This is a genomic window from Erythrobacter sp. (assembly GCF_038133525.1).
Classification (GTDB): domain Bacteria; phylum Pseudomonadota; class Alphaproteobacteria; order Sphingomonadales; family Sphingomonadaceae; genus Qipengyuania.
Genome location: NZ_JAYPTL010000158.1, coordinates 1 through 1,879, shown reverse-complemented (window position 1 = coordinate 1,879; position 1,879 = coordinate 1). Strand labels below are relative to the sequence as shown.

Genomic DNA, 1,879 nt, shown 5'->3' with positions numbered 1-1,879 from the left:
ACCTCGTCAAGCCGTTTACGCCTGCTCGCCAGTTCCGCAGTGTGCCGATCAGCAGTCCATTGAGAGAAGTGTTCGAGATTGCCGTCCAGTCTCGTCCTGAACTCGTCAATCATTGCCTCGGCTTGTCGCTGCAGATCTCCCTGGCTGGTCCAGTCTCCATCTCCCAGCTCGCCGCAGCCGCTAACGCATGGCAGGCGGATGATGCCTGACTGGGACACCGCAAAGGCCGCCATCAGCACCAGAAAGAGGATGAACTTCCCTGTCAGCCAAGATGCGATTGATCGCATGAGTTACCCTCCCCCGGGCACCGGCCTGACCCCGGCGCTCTACTCCACCACCGGATAATGCGGCATCGCCCATTCCTCGTCCGGGTTGTCCATCATCAGATCGACGAATATCGGCAACAGGCAGCCCAGGATCGCCGCACCATCGCGAACCTGGTCGCGGTTGACCTTGCTGTTCCAGGTCGCGCCGCCATGCACCAGCTGGTTTCGAAGAACATAGAGCCGATCGAACACAATCGAGAGGATGCGCGGCGTGTCTTGAGCTTCCAACGCGTGACGGCTCTTGTGAAAGGCGCGATCAAGCTGCGTTGCCCAGTCGGCGTGGTTTTCGGCTCCGTTGTGGTAGGCCCAGAACGGCGCAAACACGTATTTGTTGTCCAGCAGGACGCGAATTTCCTGGCTGAAACGCTGCCATACCGTGTTGTAGATCCGGCTCTGTCCGTCGAGCTTCACCATGGTGTCGAAGAAGTTGCGCAGATGGTCGCGCTCACGCGCCTCATCCAGGTTACCCGCGTAGACGGCATTAAAGCCGATCCAGAGCAGGATGAAGCGCACATCCTGATCGTCATCTTCATCCTCGGCGCGAAGTAGCCAACTAAGCGCCCGATGGACGCGAAGTGTTAGCGGTTCGGCAAAACCGGCACGAAGATCACGTTGCTTTGTCTTGAGGTTGGCGGCATGCAGCGGATGCCCCGCCTGATAGGTCTGCGGCAATTTCAAATCCCCCTTGCGACCAGAAATTGCGACAATAGCCAGACAATTTCCAGCAAATCCCAAGGGGTAGGCCCAAATTCCCGAAGATTAGGGAGCAATTGCCCCCTTCCCAAACAAGTCCGTGGAAAATTCATCGGACCAGCGGGCATGACCGATTTTGTCGTTTTGCAATCCTACACGAAGCAGCGAAAGGACAAGGATGACTACTTCGCTGACGATCGTTCATACTTCAGATTGGCACTTGGGCCACGAGCTCCACACCCATCCGCGCGAGGCTGAGCATGACGCGTTTCTCGCCTGGCTGCTGAACAGGCTTGAGGGGCTGGAAGCCGATTGCCTGCTGATTGCGGGCGACATTTACGATGTCGCCAATCCGCCCACGACCGCGATCGAGCGCCTGTTCTGCTTCCTGCGCGACGCGATGGAACGGATGCCGCGTCTGCAGATCGTCATTACAGGCGGCAATCACGACAGCGCGGCACGCGTCAATCTGCCCGGCGCACTGGTCGACAGCACGCGGCTGCACCTCGTCGGCAATCTTCCCCGCCGCGAAGGCGAAGTGGATCATGACCGCCTATTCGCACAGATTGCCGACCGGGATGGGGAACCGGCTGCATTTGTGGCAGCAGTGCCGTTCTGCCGCCCCGGCGATTATGGAGCGGCCGGATTGGCCGGGCTCTATTCCACCATCATCGAGGAAGGGGCCCGGCGCGCCGATGGTCTGCCACTGGTGGTGATGGGGCATTTGCATGTCGCCGGCGGCGAAATCTCCGAACGGTCGGAACGCAATATCCTGGTCGGCGGAGAGGAAGCGCAGGCATCGAGTCTTTTCGATGATCGCTGTGCCTATGTCGCGCTAGGGCATTTGCACCGCCCCCAGC

General features: G+C 59.4%; 3 protein-coding genes. 1 reads left to right on the top strand and 2 read right to left on the bottom strand.

Translation table 11 applies throughout. The features are described from left to right. The coding region (locus AAFM29_RS17480) for a hypothetical protein (RefSeq protein WP_341713993.1) at positions 1–287 on the bottom strand (287 nt) is incomplete at its 3' end. A 39-nt stretch (positions 288–326) separates the two neighbouring features. Continuing rightward, entirely contained in the window at positions 327–1,061 is a 735-nt protein-coding gene (locus AAFM29_RS17475; protein ID WP_341713992.1) for a hypothetical protein, read from the bottom strand. Between the two features lie 136 nt (positions 1,062–1,197). Between AAFM29_RS17475 and AAFM29_RS17470 the strand changes: the two genes are divergently transcribed. Further along, the coding region (locus AAFM29_RS17470; protein ID WP_341713991.1) for an exonuclease subunit SbcD at positions 1,198–1,879 on the top strand (682 nt) is incomplete at its 3' end.